At 37.6% G+C, this 20009-nt stretch carries 24 protein-coding genes; 8 read left to right on the top strand and 16 right to left on the bottom strand.

The window, feature by feature from the left end; genetic code table 11:
* Window positions 1-27 precede the first annotated feature (27 nt).
* Together thpR and pepV are read right to left on the bottom strand one after the other, a co-directional pair.
* Window positions 28-582 carry an RNA 2',3'-cyclic phosphodiesterase gene (thpR, locus tag AC1DIT_RS06705; RefSeq protein WP_016116692.1) on the bottom strand — a complete coding sequence of 185 codons (555 nt, stop codon included), beginning with the start codon at window positions 580-582 and terminating at the stop codon, window positions 28-30.
* 113 nt (window positions 583-695) lie between these two features.
* Window positions 696-2102 (bottom strand): dipeptidase PepV, encoded by a 1407-nt coding sequence (gene pepV, locus AC1DIT_RS06700; protein ID WP_016116693.1) that lies wholly within the window; start codon window positions 2100-2102, stop codon window positions 696-698.
* 357 nt (window positions 2103-2459) lie between these two features.
* Between pepV and AC1DIT_RS06695 the strand changes: the two genes are divergently transcribed.
* Window positions 2460-2681, top strand: coding sequence for a DeoR family transcriptional regulator (locus AC1DIT_RS06695; RefSeq protein WP_000805512.1), 222 nt, complete (start codon window positions 2460-2462; stop codon window positions 2679-2681).
* An 83-nt stretch (window positions 2682-2764) separates the two neighbouring features.
* Here AC1DIT_RS06695 and AC1DIT_RS06690 read toward each other — a convergent pair whose 3' ends face one another.
* Both AC1DIT_RS06690 and AC1DIT_RS06685 read right to left on the bottom strand, forming a co-directional pair.
* Complete coding sequence (locus AC1DIT_RS06690; protein WP_016116694.1) at window positions 2765-3499, bottom strand: pseudouridine synthase; 735 nt, start codon at window positions 3497-3499, stop codon at window positions 2765-2767.
* Window positions 3500-3541: 42 nt separating this feature from the next.
* Complete coding sequence (locus AC1DIT_RS06685) at window positions 3542-5194, bottom strand: putative polysaccharide biosynthesis protein (protein WP_016116695.1); 1653 nt, start codon at window positions 5192-5194, stop codon at window positions 3542-3544.
* A 150-nt stretch (window positions 5195-5344) separates the two neighbouring features.
* On the opposite strand from AC1DIT_RS06685, the gene AC1DIT_RS06680 reads away from it, so the two are divergent.
* Window positions 5345-6616: a BaiN/RdsA family NAD(P)/FAD-dependent oxidoreductase gene (locus AC1DIT_RS06680; RefSeq protein ID WP_016116696.1), complete on the top strand. Its 1272-nt coding sequence runs from the start codon at window positions 5345-5347 to the stop codon at window positions 6614-6616.
* A gap of 107 nt (window positions 6617-6723) precedes the next feature.
* Window positions 6724-8157: an MDR family MFS transporter gene (locus AC1DIT_RS06675; RefSeq protein ID WP_016116697.1), complete on the top strand. Its 1434-nt coding sequence runs from the start codon at window positions 6724-6726 to the stop codon at window positions 8155-8157.
* 133 nt (window positions 8158-8290) lie between these two features.
* Here the strand turns inward: AC1DIT_RS06675 and AC1DIT_RS06670 are convergent, their stop codons facing one another.
* Entirely contained in the window at window positions 8291-8614 is a 324-nt protein-coding gene (locus AC1DIT_RS06670; protein ID WP_016116698.1) for an ArsR/SmtB family transcription factor, read from the bottom strand.
* Complete coding sequence (locus AC1DIT_RS06665) at window positions 8615-9043, bottom strand: SRPBCC family protein (RefSeq protein ID WP_016116699.1); 429 nt, start codon at window positions 9041-9043, stop codon at window positions 8615-8617.
* Between the two features lie 360 nt (window positions 9044-9403).
* On the opposite strand from AC1DIT_RS06665, the gene AC1DIT_RS06660 reads away from it, so the two are divergent.
* Window positions 9404-9622, top strand: coding sequence for a DUF3973 domain-containing protein (locus AC1DIT_RS06660; RefSeq protein ID WP_016116700.1), 219 nt, complete (start codon window positions 9404-9406; stop codon window positions 9620-9622).
* 34 nt (window positions 9623-9656) lie between these two features.
* Here AC1DIT_RS06660 and AC1DIT_RS06655 read toward each other — a convergent pair whose 3' ends face one another.
* Both AC1DIT_RS06655 and AC1DIT_RS06650 read right to left on the bottom strand, forming a co-directional pair.
* On the bottom strand, window positions 9657-9839 hold the full coding sequence (locus AC1DIT_RS06655) for a sporulation protein Cse60 (RefSeq protein ID WP_003201211.1): 183 nt from the start codon (window positions 9837-9839) through the stop codon (window positions 9657-9659).
* 1 nt (window position 9840) lies between these two features.
* Window positions 9841-10077, bottom strand: a complete 237-nt coding sequence (locus AC1DIT_RS06650) for a DUF2553 family protein (RefSeq protein ID WP_033671564.1) — start codon at window positions 10075-10077, stop codon at window positions 9841-9843.
* A 286-nt stretch (window positions 10078-10363) separates the two neighbouring features.
* Here AC1DIT_RS06650 and AC1DIT_RS06645 point away from each other — a divergent pair, with 286 nt between their 5' ends.
* Window positions 10364-10858: a CarD family transcriptional regulator gene (locus tag AC1DIT_RS06645; RefSeq protein WP_077295330.1), complete on the top strand. Its 495-nt coding sequence runs from the start codon at window positions 10364-10366 to the stop codon at window positions 10856-10858.
* A gap of 261 nt (window positions 10859-11119) precedes the next feature.
* On the opposite strand, the gene AC1DIT_RS06640 is transcribed toward AC1DIT_RS06645, so the two are convergent.
* The 5 genes from AC1DIT_RS06640 to AC1DIT_RS06620 form a co-directional block, all read right to left on the bottom strand.
* A complete protein-coding gene (locus AC1DIT_RS06640; protein ID WP_016116703.1) occupies window positions 11120-12289 on the bottom strand; it encodes a nitrate/nitrite transporter in 1170 nt (389 codons plus the stop codon).
* A 91-nt stretch (window positions 12290-12380) separates the two neighbouring features.
* A complete protein-coding gene (gene moaD, locus AC1DIT_RS06635) occupies window positions 12381-12614 on the bottom strand; it encodes a molybdopterin converting factor subunit 1 (RefSeq protein WP_016116704.1) in 234 nt (77 codons plus the stop codon).
* Window positions 12615-12618: 4 nt separating this feature from the next.
* Window positions 12619-13050, bottom strand: coding sequence for a molybdenum cofactor biosynthesis protein MoaE (locus AC1DIT_RS06630; protein ID WP_476998109.1), 432 nt, complete (start codon window positions 13048-13050; stop codon window positions 12619-12621).
* A complete protein-coding gene (mobB, locus tag AC1DIT_RS06625; protein ID WP_016116706.1) occupies window positions 13047-13568 on the bottom strand; it encodes a molybdopterin-guanine dinucleotide biosynthesis protein B in 522 nt (173 codons plus the stop codon). The genes AC1DIT_RS06630 and mobB overlap by 4 nt, the downstream gene beginning before the upstream one ends.
* Window positions 13532-14821, bottom strand: a complete 1290-nt coding sequence (locus tag AC1DIT_RS06620; RefSeq protein ID WP_016116707.1) for a molybdopterin molybdotransferase MoeA — start codon at window positions 14819-14821, stop codon at window positions 13532-13534. The genes mobB and AC1DIT_RS06620 overlap by 37 nt, the downstream gene beginning before the upstream one ends.
* A gap of 95 nt (window positions 14822-14916) precedes the next feature.
* Between AC1DIT_RS06620 and moaC the strand changes: the two genes are divergently transcribed.
* Window positions 14917-15408, top strand: coding sequence for a cyclic pyranopterin monophosphate synthase MoaC (gene moaC / locus AC1DIT_RS06615; protein WP_016116708.1), 492 nt, complete (start codon window positions 14917-14919; stop codon window positions 15406-15408).
* Between the two features lie 35 nt (window positions 15409-15443).
* Here the strand turns inward: moaC and AC1DIT_RS06610 are convergent, their stop codons facing one another.
* The 3 genes from AC1DIT_RS06610 to AC1DIT_RS06600 form a co-directional block, all read right to left on the bottom strand.
* The gene (locus tag AC1DIT_RS06610; protein WP_016116709.1) at window positions 15444-16457 is read right to left on the bottom strand and encodes a molybdopterin-synthase adenylyltransferase MoeB; all 1014 of its coding nucleotides are present in this window, start codon (window positions 16455-16457) and stop codon (window positions 15444-15446) included.
* Between the two features lie 16 nt (window positions 16458-16473).
* Window positions 16474-17487: a GTP 3',8-cyclase MoaA gene (moaA, locus tag AC1DIT_RS06605; protein ID WP_016116710.1), complete on the bottom strand. Its 1014-nt coding sequence runs from the start codon at window positions 17485-17487 to the stop codon at window positions 16474-16476.
* A gap of 291 nt (window positions 17488-17778) precedes the next feature.
* Complete coding sequence (locus tag AC1DIT_RS06600; RefSeq protein WP_016116711.1) at window positions 17779-18105, bottom strand: winged helix-turn-helix transcriptional regulator; 327 nt, start codon at window positions 18103-18105, stop codon at window positions 17779-17781.
* A 140-nt stretch (window positions 18106-18245) separates the two neighbouring features.
* Here AC1DIT_RS06600 and AC1DIT_RS06595 point away from each other — a divergent pair, with 140 nt between their 5' ends.
* Window positions 18246-18917, top strand: coding sequence for an NAD(P)H-dependent oxidoreductase (locus tag AC1DIT_RS06595; protein WP_016116712.1), 672 nt, complete (start codon window positions 18246-18248; stop codon window positions 18915-18917).
* Window positions 18918-19236: 319 nt separating this feature from the next.
* Window positions 19237-19929: a Crp/Fnr family transcriptional regulator gene (locus AC1DIT_RS06590; RefSeq protein ID WP_016116713.1), complete on the top strand. Its 693-nt coding sequence runs from the start codon at window positions 19237-19239 to the stop codon at window positions 19927-19929.
* The last annotated feature ends 80 nt before the right edge of the window (window positions 19930-20009 follow it).

Below are 20009 nucleotides of genomic sequence, written 5' to 3'. Positions count from 1 at the left end.
GTATATTCACATTCATAAGAAACGTTTTCACACTTTAAGATTCTGTAACTTTATTTCATAAATTGACTCATACTTTGGAGTTTGATGGATGTGAGACTCATACAATGTAATCGTATCAGCCTGAAACAATATCGCATCTAATTGCTTCAGATCTTTAAGATTAAATGTTTCTTCTCCCATCCACTTACGAGCAACAGTAATATGCGGATGATAGGGACGTGTTTCAAGCGAAAAACCGTTTCTTTCACAAATAGCATGCACCTGTTTTTGCATATCAAATAACGCTTGATTTTCTTTTAATCCAGCCCAAAATATACGTGGGCTCTCTACTAGGCCAAATGTAGAAAAATTTTGCAGCGTGAGATCTAATTCCGTTTTATTTGTAAGGAGTTGTAATCCTTTCTCTATTCCTTTCAATTGTTCCTGCGCCGCACTCCCTAAAAAAGCAAGTGTAATATGATAGTCTTCCTTATATACCCATGAGCGAAATGGCAACTTATCCTTCATTTCTTCTTTGTAATTTCCAAGTATTTCTTTTATATGATCCGGCAGGGTAACTGCTAAAAAATAATGTGGTACCATTTGTATCTTCTCCTTTCTTGTTATTGTTGCTTTTCTTTTGTATCTCATTCAATTGGATAAAAAGAATCCGCTCCCTAAAATAGGGAGCGGTCATATATCACAGGAAAATCAACCTATTTCGCTAATTCATAAATTGCCTGTGCATAAATTGCTGTTGCTTTTAGTAAATCTTCTATTTCAATATACTCATCTTTTTGATGAGCAAGTTCTTCTTTTCCAGGGAAAAGCGGACCGAATGCTACACCAGCTTTTAATGAACGAGCATATGTACCGCCACCAATTGCTAATAGCTCCGCTTTCTCTCCTGTTTGTTCTTCATACACACGTTGTAATGTACGAATTAAAACATGATCTTTATCAACGTGATGCGGACGTGAGTTAGAATAATCAGCTACTTGGAAGCCTTTGTTGCCGACATAGTCTTTTAATTTCTGCACCGTCTCTTCAAAATTCGTTGTTACTGGATAGCGCACATTTAAACCTAAGTTTCCGCCTTCTTCTTTCGTATAAGAAAGGCGACCTACATTGACTGTTAACGGTCCGCTAATTTCATCTTTATAAGCGATTCCTGCTTTTTCTCCAAGCGTATCATTCGTAAATGTTTCTGTAACAAACGCCGCAAATGAAGCGCCTTTACCGTCAAGAGCAATCGTTGTTAAAAAGTTCGCTAATAAGAGTCCTGCATTTTCACCTTTTTCAGGAGTAGAACCGTGAGCTGAAACTCCTTCTAATTGTAGTGTCACGGTATTTCCTGCTACATTTGCTTTACCTGTCTTCTTCACAGTTTGTAAGTATTGTTCATAAGCATTGCTGAGTTCCTCTGCTTTTTCAGTCGTAATCACTGCTTCCGCAAAATCAGGAACCATATTTAAACGGCGACCTGAAGCAAATGAAACAAGCTCATATTCCCCGCCTTCTGTTTCGCTATTCTTTTGCACAACTTGTATATCAGAAATCCCTTTTTCCGCATTAATAATAGGAAAATCTGCATCTGGCGCGAACCCCATTGTTGGCATTTCTTCATTTTTGAAATAATGATCGACACATTTCCAGTTGCTTTCTTCATCCGTTCCTAAAATCATGCGTACGCGTTTTGAAAGCGGCAATCCTAATTCTTTTACAATTTTCATTGCATAGTAAGCAGCCATTGTTGGCCCTTTATCATCAATTGCACCGCGTGCAAAAATCTTTCCGTCACGAATATCAGCGCTGTATGCAGGAGTTGTCCAACCATCTCCTTCTGGTACAACATCAACGTGACAAAGAATGCCAACTAACTCTTCTCCTTGTCCCATTTCAAGATGCCCTGCATACCCTTCTAAATTTTTAGAAGTAAATCCTTCTACTTCCCCTTTATGTAACATGAAGGATAATGCCTTTGCTACACCTTCTCCAAACGGTGCACCTTCTTTTTCCGTTTCTTCTTCCCATACACTTTTAATTTGCAGGAATTGCTGCGCGTCATGAATTAATTCATCTTTTCTTTTCTCAACTTCTTCTGTCCAATTAATTGCTGACATAACTCATTCACCTCTTCTATATTCTCTCTTTCATCATAGCAAACGAAAATCCGATATGACAACAGGAGAACATCCAATAATGAACAATTTTAATTTTTCAGACACTTCATATTAGTTTTTCTTTTATTTTTCTAAAAAAATTTGCAGGAATTTGGCGTTTTACGTAGAAATTTATGTGGTAGTTGATAGAAGAGACATAGAATGTCAACTACCAATATTTTTATATTTTATTATTTGTTAAACTTTTGTAAAATTTAACTAGGTTAAAGCATGAAATTTGTCAAGTGGAGTACAATGGAAGTAAGGACCTTCTTTCCTGAATGGGGTCAAAAAAACTAGTAGAGGAGTGGTTTTCTCTTGAAACCTACGACTACTCGTATGCTAACACGCATTAAATCAATTTATATGTACATCAATGAGAATGGTACGGTAACGACGAAAGACCTTGTAGATGAGTTCGGGATCACACCGCGAACAATACAACGTGATCTGAATGTGTTGCAATTTAATGAACTCGTGTATAGCCCTTGCCGCGGTAAGTGGACAACAACAGGAAAGAAAGTGAGAATGACCTCATAACGAAAACAATTGTATCTAAAATATAATACATACCCCTTTCTGTAAAATCAGAAAGGGGTTCTTTCTATTTTTTAGAATCGGTCTCAATCTTGACTCTCTGTTTGAACTTGATACGTTTTTAACATTTCCACTTCTTCATCTGTTAATTCACGGTATTGACCAAGTTCTAATTCTCCATCTAACACTAAAGGTCCCATCTCCGTTCTCTTTAAGTAGACAACCTTTTTCCCTACCGCTTCAAACATGCGCTTTACTTGATGGAATTTTCCTTCTGTAATGACAAGCTCGATTTCAGACACATCATCGCTTTTCAAAATTGTAAGTTCACCTGGCTTCGTTTCATAGCCATCATCTAAAATAACACCTTTTGCAAATTCTTCTACATCTTTTTCTGTTACAACTCCAGCTACGTGTGCATAGTACTTTTTCGGAACGTGCTTTTTCGGAGATAATAACTGATGCGTAAGCTTCCCATCATTTGTTAATAATAGGAAGCCTTCTGTATCAATATCAAGTCTTCCAACTGGAAACGGATCAAAGATTGCATCTTCTAATTCCAATAAATCAACAACTGTTTCATGATTATCATCTTCTGTTGCCGAAATGACCCCTTGTGGTTTATGCATCATTAAATATACAAATTCCTTATATTCAACAATCTCACCGTGAATCGTAACCTCTTGTTCTTCTACATTCACATGAAACTTCGCATCTTTTACTGAAATTCCATCAATTTTTACAACGCCATCCTTTAATAACTTCTTTACTTCTTTTCTACTTCCGTATCCCATATTTGCTAATAATTTATCTAATCTCATTTTTTCACCTTCTTGTATTTATCATAGAAAAGGGGACGTGTATTACGCCCCTTTTGATTTCATCTTTATTTTCAGCTTACCGCCAAGCTTACGCTGAATCTTCTCTAAAGCTTCTCCGCTAAATACTCTTTCAAGTACACCTGTGCGAATCGCTAACAATCCGTAAGTAAGGCCACCAATACCTGCACAAACCGCAACTGTAATCAGTGCACCAAATCGGCCCTCAGGCGAAATCACAAAGGATAAAATTCCTTGTGATAGTTTTACGACAATGACCATCACAATTGTTAATATTGCAATTTGGAATGTTCGTTTATATACAACACCGAATGAATAGTGTGCATGTTTTCGAATTTGTTTATTCGTATACCAAATGGAAGCTAGGAATCCAATACCTGTTGCTAAAACAGCTCCAACTGTACCGAAGTAACGAATTAAAATCACATTACATAAAAACTTCAAAATAACGCCCATGCCAAGCGCAATAACCGCATGCTTCTGCTGATTAATCCCTTGCAATATCGCTGCAGTCACTGTAAATAACGCGAATAATAACGCAACTGGCGCATACCACATCAATACTTGTCCACCTAATGGATCCTTTTCATAAAACGCTGTATAAATCGGATACGCAAGCGTCGAAATACCAACTACCGCTGGTAATGTCAAGAACATATTTGCCTGGAATGTTTGTGTAATTTGTAGTTTTAAATAGCGAAATTGTTTTTCTGTAAATGATTTTGTAATTGCTGGAACAAGAGTTAAACTAAACGCCGTTGCAAGTGACACAGGAATCATAATTAATTTATGCGTCCACATCGTAAAAATACCAAGTGCTCGCTCTGCAATATCACCTTGTCCAATCGCTTGCATAATAGAGTTGAATGTTAATGTATCAATTTGTTGATATAAAGGAATTGTTAATCCAATAACAACATAAGGAATTGCATATGCAAATAATTCTTTAAATAATTGAATTGTACTTACTGTTGATTCTGGTACAGTTTGTTCAATTAAATATTGATCGAGATGCTTTTTGCGTTTTAACCAGTACCATATTAATACACCAAGCGCTCCCACAGCTGAAACAAACGCTGCGAAAGTTGCCACTCCAACTGCTGCCGCTACTGATCCACCTATTACTTTAATGACAATAAAACTACCCACTAATAAAAAGATAATGCGAATAATTTGTTCAATAATTTGCGATACCGTAGTCGGTCCCATCGATTGATGACCTTGGAAATAACCACGAATTAAACTTGCTGCTGGTACAACAATAAGCGCAAAACTTACGAGGCGAATAATCATCGTAACATCTTCTATACTATTGTGTACACGTTGTTTACCAAGCATTGCCTCAGCAAATAATGGCGCAGACATGTAAAGAACTAAGAAGGAAAGGATTCCTGTTGCAATCATCATAACCATTCCCGAGCGGAACATTCTCCGGCTCGTCTTATAATCTCCAAGCGCATTATATTTAGAAACAAACTTTGAAACAGCAAGCGGCACTCCCGCCGTTGCAATACTTAAAAAGATCGTATATGGAATATATCCATACGTATAGAGCGTTCCGCCTTCTGTGCCAACTAAGGCATGAAATGGAAAGACATAAATCATGCCTAGAAACTTAACTAAAAAAGTTCCTAACGTCACAATAAGCGTTCCGCGCAGAAATTTTGAATCGGACATAGATGATCCTCCTACATATATAACGCTGAACTCTAACCTTTGTATTGTACCACAATTCTTCAGCGAAACAGTATATCACTGAATTTTTCTTTTCTACGAAAACATGCTATTCTTTTAGGCAGGAAATGTAGAAAATGAGGTCGATATACTATGCATTATGATGTGATTGTCATCGGAGGAGGCCCTTCAGGATTAATGGCCGCAATCGGTGCTGCTGAAGAAGGCGCACGCGTCTTGCTTCTTGATAAAGGAAATAAACTAGGACGTAAGCTTGCGATTTCTGGCGGTGGACGCTGCAACGTAACAAACCGCTTACCGCTTGATGAAATTGTGAAACATATACCAGGAAACGGTCGCTTTTTATACAGTGCCTTTTCTATCTTTAATAATGAAGATATTATTACGTTCTTCGAAAAGCTTGGTGTAAAGCTAAAAGAAGAGGATCATGGGCGCATGTTCCCTGTCTCAAATAAAGCGCAATCAGTTGTCGACGCTTTATTAACAAGACTAGAAGAACTAGGCGTTAAAATGCGTACGAACACACCTGTTGAAACGATCGAATATGAAAACGGTCAAACAAAAGCCGTTGTTCTCCAGACAGGCGAGGTTCTTGAAACAAATCATGTTGTAATTGCTGTTGGCGGAAAATCTGTCCCTCACACTGGTTCAACTGGGGATGGCTACGCTTGGGCTGAAAAAGCGGGACATACAATTACAGAACTTTTCCCAACGGAAGTCCCAATTACTTCAAACGAACCATTTATTCGTGACCGTACATTGCAAGGTCTTGCTTTACGCGATGTAAACTTAAGCGTATTAAATCCAAAAGGAAAAGCTGTCATTTCTCATAAAATGGACATGCTCTTTACCCACTTTGGTATTTCTGGCCCAGCCGCTCTTCGCTGTAGCCAATTCGTTGTAAAAACGATGAAAAAATTTAAAATGCGCGCAGTAGAAATGAGCATCGATGCACTGCCAGAAGAAAATAGCGAACAGCTCTTCCAACGCATGATGAAACAAATGAAAGAAGAACCCAAAAAAGGAATCAAAAATGTGTTAAAAGGATATGTTCCTGAACGTTATTTCCTATTCTTATTAGAAAGAAACGGAATTGACGGTAGCGAACAAGCTGGGCAAGTTTCACATGAAAAAATCCGTGCACTTGTGAAAGACTTCAAAGAGTTTAAAGTAACAGTAAACGGCACACAGCCACTTGAAAAAGCATTCGTTACAGGCGGCGGCGTTTCTGTTAAAGAAATTCATCCGAAAGAAATGGCTTCTAAATTAATGAATGGTCTATACTTCTGCGGAGAAGTTCTTGATATTCATGGCTATACAGGCGGCTACAATATCACTTCCGCTCTTGTCACAGGGCGAATCGCCGGAACAACTGCAGGACAAAACGCAAAAGTGCGGTACTAAAAAAGAAACACGGGTGGATTCTTCCCCCTCCTGTTTCTTTTTTGTTGCCTTATATAGCTTAGTAGCTTTATATTTTATATTGTTGAATATTATAAAGGGGAAAACATATGAGAAAAAAAGTCATGATATCTTTAATGTTAATGACGTTTCTTTCCGCTGTGGAAGGAACGATTGTTAGTACGGCAATCCCTCGTATAACGAGTGATTTATCTGGCGTTGAACTTGTTAGTTGGGTGTATGCAATTTATATGCTCGCAACTGCTGTCTCGACTCCAATCTACGGAAAACTAGCAGATTTATTCGGACGTAAAAAAGTACTGCTCATCGGTGCAGCCATCTTTTTAATCGGTTCTGCATTATGCGGAGTCGTGACATCGATGGAACAATTAATCGTCTTTCGCGCTCTTCAAGGTATAGGTGCCGGCGCTGTTATGCCAATTACAATGACGATTATCGGAGACTTATATAGCGAAGCAAAAGACCGTGCAAAAGCACAAGGCTGGATGAGTGCTGTTTGGGGCGTTTCAGGTGTTGTAGGACCGTTAGTAGGCGGATTTTTAGTTGACTCTCTTTCTTGGCGCTACATCTTCTTCTTAAACGTTCCATTTGGAATCCTTGCTTGTGTGATGATTGCCACTTCTTATAAAGAGTCGATCAAACCAGCGAAACATCATATCGATTATCCTGGTGCGATTATCTTCTCACTAAGTACAATCGCTTTACTTTACGCACTCTTAACAGGAAGCAGTAAGCAAAACTGGGGCGACATTACAATTATCGGCCTCCTAATCTTTGCAGCTGTTTCATTCATTATTTTCTTATTCGTTGAGAAAAAATCTCCGGAACCATTAATCCCGTTAGCACTTTTCTCAAACCGTACATTATCAACAATAAATGTACTAACGCTTATTGCTGGCGTAATGATCATTAGTATTACAATGTACCTTCCAATTTGGAGTCAAGGTGTATTAGGAAAAAATGCTACCGAAGCTGGAATTATTCTCATGCCAGTTCCCGTTATGTGGACATTTGGTGCGATTCTTTCCGGGAATTTAGTTGGTAAGTTGCAAACAAAACAAATTATTTTACTTGGAGCTAGCATTTTATCAGTCGCTACCTTCTTATTATTCATATTATCAACTCATTCACCAGCATTTCTAATTTATGTTGCGGTCGGACTATTCGGCTTAGGAATGGGACTTATTACACCAATTTATATGGTAACCATTCAAGCAGCTGTCCCTGCACATACACGCGGAACAGCAATTGGTTTAAACACATTTGTTAATACATTTAGCCAAACATTAGGTGCCGCTATCTTCGGAACAATCTTTAATACGATGATTCATGCACAAGGCATGCAAAATGTTGATCTTGTCTCAGGTGGACATGGCGGTACAACAAATGTAGTAACAAAATCACAAGAAGTATTAGCTTCGAGCGTACACATCATTTATATGAGTACATTTGCACTTGCACTACTTACACTATTTATCGGGTGGCTTCTATTAAAGCCAGCTACGCAAACAACTGAACAGTAAAAAAGAGGATGATCGTTCATAGCGATCATCCTCTTTCTATATATCGGCGATTTTTTAAATATATCCACCGTTTCTCACGATATATCGGCGATTCGACACAGAATATCGACCATTCGACAATACGTGACAACACTTACTCTTCATGTTCCACCACATATTTGAGCATAGACAATTTATTATTCCAAAACTGTTCATAATAGGAAAGCCACTGCTGTAATTCGGCCAACGGCTCAGGCTGCAACCGATATATCTTTTCTCTCCCAACTTTTCTTCTACTTACTAATTTCGCTTCTGAAAGAATGTGAAGATGTTTCGCTACAGCTGTACGACTCATTGGAAAATGATCTGTTATTTTAGAAATCGGCAATTCTTTTTCAGTTAATAACCGGAGTACTTCGCGGCGTGTTGGATCAGCAATTGCTTGAAAGACATCGTATTTCGCTGCTGATGAGGACACTTATCCTTCAACAACCTTTTTCAGTTTTTCATTTACAATTGTTACCCAGCCACCTGCCATTCTATCGCGAATAACAGAACTTTTCTCGTTTGCTTTCGGAAGAATTGTATCAGCCTGCTTCCATCCACCATGAATAAGAGTAAACTCCGTTTTATCTCCTAAATCTTTCAAAACAAATGAAACGACCCAACCATCTGTATCCCATGAAAAAGATAAACGATGAGGCTCATCAATTTCTAACACTTTACACGGAGATGGTCCAAAAGGTGATTGCACATGAAACTCATGCCCTACCTTAGGTTCAAAGTCATTTGGCATAAACCAAGATGCAATCCCTTCTGAAGTCGATACTGTATTCCATACTTTTTGAATAGGCGCTTCAAAAATAACTGTTTGTTTAATATCTTGTAATGTATTTTGCTCTTCCATATTATATCTCCTTTACGAGGCATCAAAATATAACACCTTTTGGTTTTACCTCTTGATAATATAACACCTTTTGGTTTCACGTCAAGAAACCTCCATTTGCCTGTTGAGAAATTATCAACATTTTTTCAACAGGACAAACACCAGTGCAACATTTCGTCATAATATACTCACAAAAGCAAACACATCTCAATCCTTAGCCTCCCTCCTTCCCTTGGGATTTATTTAGAAAACACATTGATATAAACGAGATATGTATACGCAATGTAATTTGAGCAGGTGGCGATTTTCAAAAACAATAAACTGACTACCTACTCACTCTTTTTCTTTAAAAATTTTTAACAATAAAAGGAGATGAAAGATATGTATTACTGCATTCATTGCTCTGAAATTCATCATGAAAGAGGTTTGACTGATCGAGTCTTCAAAAATGGTTTTTATATTGATCCATTCCTAGGTGAACGCTACCATCTCGGTATGTGTAAAGATGCTACCATTGGTGAAAAAGTTCTATCTACAAAAGAAAACCTGGCACCACAATCCATTATGAATGCTTTACCAACCCATATAATTTCTACTTAAAAACATAAAAAAGAGCTGGTTCCCCAGCTCTTTTTTATGTTTTATAGATAACCATTGCCGAAAAACAATAAATTTGATTTTCATCGTCATTAATGGATACACCAACTTGATATTTAATATCTACAAGCTGTTCGTCATTCAGCTTCTTTAGAAACACATTTACGGAGTCTTCCAAGTCCTTTTCATGACTTTCATCAAACACCTTAACGCGAATCATGTTAACACCATCCTAGATCACAGCTCTCCGCCGCTCGATTATTGCCACGGTGCGTATCTATGATGCGATAAAACTTACCATCTTCATATACATATCCGTCTTCTAACACATATTGCTTATCTTCAGTATAGACATAAAACTTACCTATCATAAATTTATTTGTATATAATTCTAAATAATTTGATTTAAATCTTGCTACTACCTTATTCGTAATATCAATTTTAATTGTGCGCCCCACCATCTCTCCCTCCTTTAAAAAGAACGGATTTAGGTATATTGTATTAACGATTTTGTATTTTATGATTAAAAAAGAGTGGATATGCCTTGTATTTTTCTGTGAGAGTTCCTCAGAATATCATTCCTTTTCACTTGCAGTTCTTTCAAAAAAAATGTTGTGATTTTTTATCTAAAAACAAGATTTAAAAAACGAACTAAAACCATTGACACGGATAGATAACATATGGTAATATAATAAATTTGATATTTTTATCCATATGTGTTATCATTACATATAGTTACCACATATGGAGGTGGATGATTTGTTTCAAATTGGTGATAAAATTGTTTACCCTATGCACGGAGCAGGAATAATCGAAGCGATTGAGGATAAAGAAGTGTTAGGAAAAATACGTCAGTATTGTGTAATACACATGGTTATTAGCGATATGCAAGTGATGATTCCTATGGATAAAGTAGAAAATTCAGGCATACGTTATGTTGTTGACAAAAATACATTAAACGATGTATTAGTTGACATTCATAATGGTGAAGCTGACCACTCACTCTCATGGAAACAAAGATATACCATGAACATGGAGAAAATGAAAAACGGGAAGCTTCTAGACGGTGCTGAAGTTGTTCGCGATTTAATTCGCCGCAATAAAGAAAGAGCATTAAATGCGAGTGAAAAACAGATGCTAGACAACGCGCGCAGAATTTTAATTAGTGAAGTTGCACTTGTGCAAAATGTTTCAGAAAATCAAGCAACTTATATCCTACAAGATACCATCAGTCATTAATCTAAAAATATATATTCAAATTGAAAAACTGATATACAACCTTTCTTTTTTGGTGAGAGAAAGCATCCGGGGCCATGCATAGAAGCGGTCAGACCCTCTTCCTGCCCCATGCCAAATAAAAACAAAAGGAGAAAACAAGTAACGGTCACCTTGTACTCTTCCCTTCAAACCAATACAAATAGCAGCATGACTCCAGTACAAGAACTAGAATCATGCTGCTTTATTTTTCGATTTTTTTAAGAAACAGTGTAATTGTTCCCTCTATTTGTTATTTAACATCACTAACAACTTTTCTTGACTATACATCCACACTGTAATAATTAAACAAGCAAGCGCTACTTCTGAAAGTGCCATAAATCCAATTGCATAATGACCAGTTAGTTGGAATAGTAACGTTAAAATTAACGGTGGGAAAAAGCCCCCTAAGCCGCCTAAAGCTGCAACAAGTCCGTTTACAACCCCTGCTTGCGCAGAAAAGTACATTGGTACAAGTTTGAAAATTGTTCCATTTCCAATTCCTGCGCAAAATGCGACGAGCAAGCAACCAAATGTATATACGTTCATACTTGGCATAAACGATAAAATAATACCAGATAGTGTTAAACCGATGAATACAAAGATTAAAATTTTAAATGGGTTAAACTTATCACCGAGCCAACCACCAATTGGGCGCATGGCTGTTGCCAATACGATGAATCCAGCTGTCCGCATACCTGCATCTACTTTCTCTAATCCAAAGTGAGATACTAAGAAGTTTGGTAAGTATACTGTAAATGCAACAAATGACCCAAAAGTTAAGAAATAGAAAATACATAAGAACCAAAGTTTTTCATTTTTGTATACACCTTTTAACTGTTCCATTAATGGTGTATTTACTTTTCGCTCACTCCGATCACCTAATAAAAAGTTCAGAAGTGCAAAAATAGCAAGTAAGATTAAAAAGGATTGCACAGTTGCTCTCCATCCAAATGAAGTCGCAATGACAGGTGCTAAGAAAGATGTAACTGCTGTTCCTGCATTACCTACACCGTAAATACCATTTACAAAACCGTGACGCTCTTTCGGATAATATTTCGGCAGAGACGTTACACCTACAGAGAATACAGCTCCGCCAATCCCTGCAAATAAACCGCCGATAATTAAATCCATCATCGAATTCGCAATACTAATATAAAAGACAGGGAATAATAGCATAATAAAGCTTATAAAGAATAATTTTCTCGCTCCGTAACGATTGGTCCAATAACCAATTGGTATTCGAAGCACCGACCCTAAAATAACAGGTACTGCTGTGACAAGGGAAATTTGTCCTGCTGTTAACGCAATGTCTACTTTAATAAATGGCATTAATGAAGATAAAATCACCCACACCATAAAACCAATAATAAGATTAGAAGTTTGTAAACCTAACTGAAAATTCGGACTTTTCATCCTTTTCGCCTCCTATTTTGCTCATTTTTTCACAATGTATATTAATTCCCTCCAGTCTAATCACGTACTTCCGTGATTAGACTGGAAAAAATCAACCACCGCTCACTGGGGGAATCAATGCAACAATATCACCAGATTTTATTTTGTCATCTTCATTCGCATATTCTTCATTGATAGCGACCATAATCTGCTCTGAAACTGCGATATGATGTTCTTTCGTAATAATATTTTTTAATTCTGCAACAGTAATATTTTCACAATCTACTTCTAACTCGTTTGTCCCCGCATCTTCTTGTAAATGTGCAAATAATAACACCCGAATCATTTTTTCATCTCCTTTCCAGGCTCCCCGTCTGGATAGAGTCACCATCTTCCCAAAACTCTTTTTTCCAAATCGGAACAATTTGTTTGATGCGCTCCATAATATATTCATTTGCTTCATATGCCGCTTTTCGGTGTGGTGTTGATACAGCAACAACAACGGCAATATCAGAAATTTGAAGTGTACCGATGCGATGTGTAATCGCAACGTGTGTCCCAGGCCACTTCTCTTTCACTTCATCTCCAATTTTCGCAAGCATTTTTCCAGCCATTGTCTTATAGGCTGCGTACTCTAAATATAACGTGCGACGCCCTTTCGTAAATTCTCTTACAGTACCAGTGAAAGTTGTCACAGCACCACATTCACGGCGAATCACTTTATTTGTAACCTCTTCAATCGAAATTGGTGTATCTACTACTTCATAATGTGAAATTGTCATCGTGCACCTCTCATCGTTTGTGTAAACCAATCCATGTATGCGTCTTCCTCTGTTATATGAAATGTTTTATACGCTTTTGGTAAACTTTGTGTAACCTCTTTCCATATAATGACCGCTATTACATTCTCCATTTTATCTAGTAAAGCAATATCTTCATTCCTCCGAAGCAAAACCACTTTTGGATAGTTTTCTTTTTTATATCCTTCAATCAAAATGAGATCTACTTCAAAAAATTCATATAGTCGAATAATTTCCTGTAAAGACCATTCATCCCGAAGAGAAGAAAGTGATAATAATCCTGCTCCTTCTACAGCACTTACGGCAGCGCCTGCTCGCCTATGACGTTCACTATCCTTTTGAGGTACTTCCGGGTAGCCACCATGTCCGTGATGCTTAATTGTGGCAACTTTCATACCTTCATCCGAAAAAGCTTGAATCATTTTCTCCGTGAGCGTCGTTTTTCCGCTATTTTGATAGCCAACTATTTGTAAGATTGGAGCGGTTCTGCCCACGGCCACTCACTTCCTTGGCTTGATTCTAGTAATAACACCGAAACTTTCATTCCTGCTTCAAATCCTCTTGTTCCTCCTGGCAATACAATCAAAGCATTGCTATCTGCAAGAGAAGAAATCGCACTTGATTTATCGAGCCCTACTGGTATAACTTGCAGCTGACCATTGATAAACGTTGCTTTCCCCCTTACAAATCGTGTAAATGGGTTTGCCTTTGGAAAATCTTTCTGCAATATAGCATCTGTACGATATGCATGTGGTTCTTTCGTATGAAGGAATGCTTGAATAACTGGATAAACGAGTAATTCAAATCCGACATAACAAGCAGACGGGTTACCAGATAACCCAAACAACAGCTTCCCGTTTACTTCAGCTACAGTTGTGACACTACCTGGTCGCATCGCTATTTTATTAAAAAGAACATTGGCATTTAATTTTTTATAAATAGCAGGCAAATAATCGTAATCACCTACCGAAACACCACCAGTTGTGATTAAAATGTCTACTTCATCCACCGCGGCTTTCACTGCCTCATAGCAAGCTTCTAAATCGTCAGCAAGTTGTCCATAATATCGTACTTTCCCGCCAGCTTTAACAATTTGAGCTGCGATCATATAGGAATTACTATTTCTAATTTTTCCTGGTTCAAGTGGTTCATGTACTTCTAACAACTCACTTCCCGTCGTTACAATCCCGACAACAGGCTGTTTCATAACGTTTACTGAACTGTAGCCAAATGTCGCCAAAAGTGCTGCTACACCTGGATTAATCTTCGTACCTTTTTTCACAAGTATTTGATTTTGTTTTACATCTTCACCTTTGAATGAAACATTATCACCTACTTGAAAAGAACGCTTTAGCTTCATATACGTTCTTCCGTTTCTTTCAAATCCCTCCGTAAGCTCTAACATAACTACCGCATCACAATCTTTTGGAATCGCTGCTCCTGTCATAATTCGAACCGCTTCGAAGGCCTTTACATCGTCTGTAAAAACAGAACCAGCTCCTATTTCTCCTATCACTTCAAATTCAATTGGATGCTCGTTCCCCGCCTCTTTCGTATCTTCTGCCCGAATCGCAAATCCGTCATATGGAGAGCGGTCAAAATGCGGAACATCGTGATCTGCCGCAACATCTTCTCCAAGAATTCTTCCGTAGCTTTCGGTAATAGAAACTTTTTCTATTTCACCTTGGTGTGCATATGTCATAACTCGCGCTACTGCTTCAGCAACTGGAATTGGTACTCGTTTTTCTAACATTGTTTTCACCCCATATTTGCAAAATATCACATCTTGATTACACTTTATATTGTACAATGCTAATTATAATAGCAATTACTTCAAGGAGGAATTCCATGTCTTCATTCACTCACTTTAACGACCAAGGCCGTGCCAAAATGGTCGACATTAGCGATAAAAAAGTGACAGTGCGAACAGCAATTGCTTGCTCTAGCATCCTTGTTACGAAAGAAATTTATGATAAAATCTCTCATAATGAAATTGGGAAAGGCGGTGTATTAGCCGTCGCACAAATCGCCGGTATTATGGCTGCCAAACGCACTTCTGATATTATTCCGATGTGCCACCCTTTACTTCTAAAAGGAGTAGATGTTTCATTCGATTGGGAAACGGCGAAAGGGAAATACCGTTTACGAATTGAAGTAAAAGTAAAAACAGAAGGTAGCACTGGCGTTGAAATGGAAGCCTTAACAGCAGCTTCTGCGACCGCTCTTACCGTGTATGATATGTGTAAAGCTGTTGACAAAGGTATGATTATCGGCGAAACATATTTACTTGAAAAAACAGGCGGAAAAAGTGGAGATTATATTAGAAATTCACAATCCTAATTTAGTCCCCTGAACCTAAAGGACAACCTTTAGGTTCAGCCTATATATCTTGCATATAATCGCTTCGCCACTTTCATATCATTTGTCCCATGAATAAATGCCCTGCCATCTGTAAATAACACGAAGCGATATTCATCAACACGAAACGATAGTAAATATGGTGTTGTTTGCACATCCACACTTTTTTGTAAGCGCTTTTTAATTTCTTCTAAATTAAGAAGTTGCGGCGCCCCTGGACGGATTTGAACTGTATTTCGCCCACATAGAACCTCTGTTTTCATCTGTGATTCAAACGTTAAACTTGGGTACGTGCGCAGTTTTCCGCAAGATGGACATTTGTCTTTTTTCTGTCTATTCACTTTAAACGCCATGTGCTGATTGTTCCAAAGATCAAATGACAGCATCGTTTCACGAAGCGCTCCAAAATCTTCTACCAATATTTTAAGTGCTTCTGTCACTTGATGCGCAACGACCAATTGTACAGCTGGCTGTATAATTCCTGCCGTATCACACGTTGCACCACTAGATGGATGCTCCATCAAACAGCGAAAACATGGTGTTTTTCCCGGAAGAATTGTATATGTGACGCCATAGCTTCCAACGCATCCTCCATATATCCAAGGAATATTGTATTTTTGCGAAATGTCATTAATAAGAAGACGCGCTTCAAAATTGTCAGTCGCATCTAATATTAAATCCACATTCTTAATTAACTCTTCCATTTCTTGCACCGCTACATCTGTTACAACTGGTACAATTTCTACTTCAGAATTAATCTGCCTTAAACGCTCAAATGCTGCGACTGCTTTCGGCTTATACTGCTTTGCATCTTCTTCTGTATATAACTGCTGCCGCTGTAAGTTACTCCACTCGACATAATCACGGTCAGCAATCGTCAGTTTTCCAATTCCCGCTCTGACAATCGCCTCTGCACTTGCTGCTCCTAGTGCACCGGCACCTATAATGAGTACATGCTTTTCTCTTATTTTCCTTTGGCCTGCTTCGCTAACCCCGGAAAATAACATTTGTCTTGAATAACGCTCTTGCACGCGGCATCCCCCTTTCTTACCCTCCGATATAAGACATTTCAATTTTCGGACGGTTATTTGCGCTTTCTTCAGTCCGCTCATCAGAATACCGGTCTTCTCGATATTCCCATACATCTTGCACTACCTTTAATAAATCGGGATCAGAAATACCTTCTCGAAGGAGCTTCCGTAAATCCGTTCCTTTCGTCGCAAACAAACACGTATAAAATTTACCATCTGCCGAAATCCGTGCTCTTGTACAAGAAGAACAGAAAGATTCAGAAACTGAAGTGATAAATCCAACTTCCGTATCACTGCCCACGTAACGATAACGCTTCGCAACTTCTCCAAAATAATGAGGATCTACAGGCTCAATTGGATATACCAGACTGATTTTCTCAATCAATTCTTGTTTCGTAATGACCTGCTCAAAATTCCATCCATTCGTACTGCCAACGTCCATAAACTCAATATAGCGGAGCGAGATTCCCTGTTCTTTGAAATAAGCGGCCATCGGAAGAATTTGACTATCGTTCATTCCCTTTTTCACGACCATATTTACTTTCACATCGAGTCCAGCTGCTTTTGCTGCGGCAATCCCTTTCAGCACAGGTTTTGTACTAATATTCCGGCCGTTAATTTTGCGAAATACCTCGTCCTCTATCGCATCTAAACTAACATTCACTCGGTGTAATCCAGCATCCTTTAACGCCTTTGCTTGCTTTGTTAAATGAATTCCATTTGTTGTAAGTCCAATATCTGTTAAGCCCTCTAGCTTCGCAAGTCTTGCAATAAGCTTTGGCAGGTCTTTACGTAGTAAAGGTTCACCGCCTGTAAGCCTAATTTTCTTTACACCCATGCCTACAAACAATTTTGCTAATCGTTCAATTTCATCAAATGTAAGCAAAAATTCTTCTTGCAAAAATGCATAATCAGGTCCGAATACTTCAGCTGGCATACAATATGTGCACCGAAAGTTACAACGATCAATGACAGAGATGCGTAAATCTTGAAGCGGACGCTGCAAAGAATCTGTAATCTTCTCGCGCATCGTCATCCCTCCTTTTCTGCTAAATTCTATCTGTCTTCATTCTATTATAATATATTTTCAAACTGCGATGTTATTGCTCAATTTCTTTATTCACTTTCTATGTTTTTTAGTTGCCTCCATCATAAAAAAGAAGCAGGATATACGTTGTGATATTTCTCACATCGTACCTGCCATTCAAAAATTCTTCACAAATCCGTTCGAATTTTGTTCACATTTCAGTTAAAATCACTGTATCACACTATTGGTGGGGCTACTATCAGTGGGACTGAAGCCCCCACTGATAGTAAAGTTTCACTTTATTTGTGTACGATACTCATTTCCCCACTCACGCATAAGTGTAATAATTGGTGTAAGAGACCTTCCGAATTCCGTTAAAGAATACTCCACTTTTGGCGGAACTTCTTTATATACTTCTCTGTGGATTACTCCAGCGGCCTCAAGTTCTCTTAGCTGCCTCGTTAGCATGCGTTGTGTAATACCGGGCATCAATCGTACAAATTGATTAAAGCGAATCTCTTTGGCATTCATTAAATGAAATAAGATAACTCCCTTCCATTTCCCACCAATTACATCTAACGTTACTTCGACTGAACAACGATTTATATCTTTCTGTTCCATTTTGTCACTCTCCATTAGTATACAAATTGATACTATATGCTAAAAATGTGCGTACTTACATCATTCATTGTACTATTGTAGAATCGATTTTGTAATCAACTTACTATAAAAAAGTAAATAATTAAAAGGTGGTTATTTAAATGGAACATACAAAAGAAGAAATTTTAAAAGCTTATCAATTTAGACATGCATGTAAAGAATTTGATGTAAATAAAAAAGTCTCTGATGAAGATTTTCATTTTATTTTAGAAACTGGTCGACTTTCTCCAAGTTCATTTGGTTTTGAACCTTGGAAATTTGTTGTGATTCAAAATCAAGATATTCGCAACAAACTTCTCCCTGTGGCTTGGGGAGCTCAAAAACAATTACCAACAGCGAGCCATTTTGTCGCTATATTAGCTCGTAAAAAAGAAGATATGATTTATGACTCTTCCTATATTTCTAACTTCATGAAAAATATTCAGCAGCTTCCCGACGAAGTCGTAACAATGAAGCGTGGTTTTTATAAGGCGTTTCAAGAAACTGATTTTCAATTATTAGAAAGCGACCGTGCCATGTTTGATTGGGCTTCTAAACAAACATACATCGCTCTTGGTAATATGATGACTGCAGCCGCCCAAATCGGCATTGATTCTTGCCCAATTGAAGGGTTCCATCAAGAAAAAGTAGAAGCGATTTTAAAAGAAGAGGGAATTGTTTCAGGTGATACATTTGGTGTGTCTGCTTTAGTTGCTTTTGGTTATCGCGCGGAAGAACCAAAACGTGATAAAACTCGTCAAACAATGGATATGGTTGTTGAATGGATTAAGTAATGTAAAAGAAAAGAGTGTCTACAAAGGAAGGCACTGAAAAAGTGTTTACTTTGAAAAAATAACACGCATTTTATCAATATGTTAAAAAGAGAAAGGAGTCCATTACCTATATATAGTAGGTGATGAACTCCTTTTTCTTATGAAGTGGACTTTTTCAATGGCCTACTACAAAGGACACTCTTTTTTTCATTGTGAAAAGTGCGCTTGTTCACAGCTGAAAATAAACTTATTACTTATAATAAAAAGATATTTCTTGCATTTTTACCATGTTTACATCCAAAATAGGAAATAGACTGCTTTAAAAAGAAAGGTGATTGCTGTGACAAACCGTACGGCATTATCGGAAGACTTAAAGGAATTACTTGCATCTGTTGAATATAAAATGCAGATTAATAAAGGAAGTTATATTTTCCAAGAAGGTGTGGAGGCAAAAGAACTCTATATCGTCCGCTCTGGAAAAGTACAGATTAGTAAAATTAGTGCTGACGGACAAGAGTTAACACTTCGCATTTGTTCAAAACACGATATTATCGGGGAGTTGACATTATTTACGGACAATGCAAAATATTTATTAAATTCGAAATGCCTGGAAGATGTTGAAGTTGGAGTCATTAAACGAGATGCTTTAGAAAAGGCATTGCTTGAAAAACCTGCTCTTGCATTTGAATTTATGAAATGGATTAGTGAACATTTACGAAGAATGCAAACAAAATTCCGTGATTTAGTGTTACATGGAAAAAAAGGAGCTCTTTATTCCACGCTCATTCGCATGACAAACAGTTATGGCATATTAAAAGAGAATGGTATTCTTATCGATCTACCTTTAACAAATCAAGAGCTTGCGAATTTCTGTGCAACCTCACGTGAAAGTGTAAACCGTATGTTAAACGATTTAAAAAAACAAGGAATTATTTCTATCCATAAAGGAAAGATTACCATTCATAATTTACAATTTTTAAAATGTGAAATTGCTTGTGAAGATTGCCCTACCTCTATTTGTAGCATTGAGTAGCCTCTCTATTTGAGATGCTACTCTTTTTTCTTTCTCCTTTACTCTACATAAAAAACTCTCTCTGTACTGTGCAAAATGTC

The organism is Bacillus sp. 05T22, from assembly GCF_056396765.1.
Note: the sequence above shows the minus strand (reverse complement) of the source record. Positions and strands in the feature narration are given on the sequence as shown.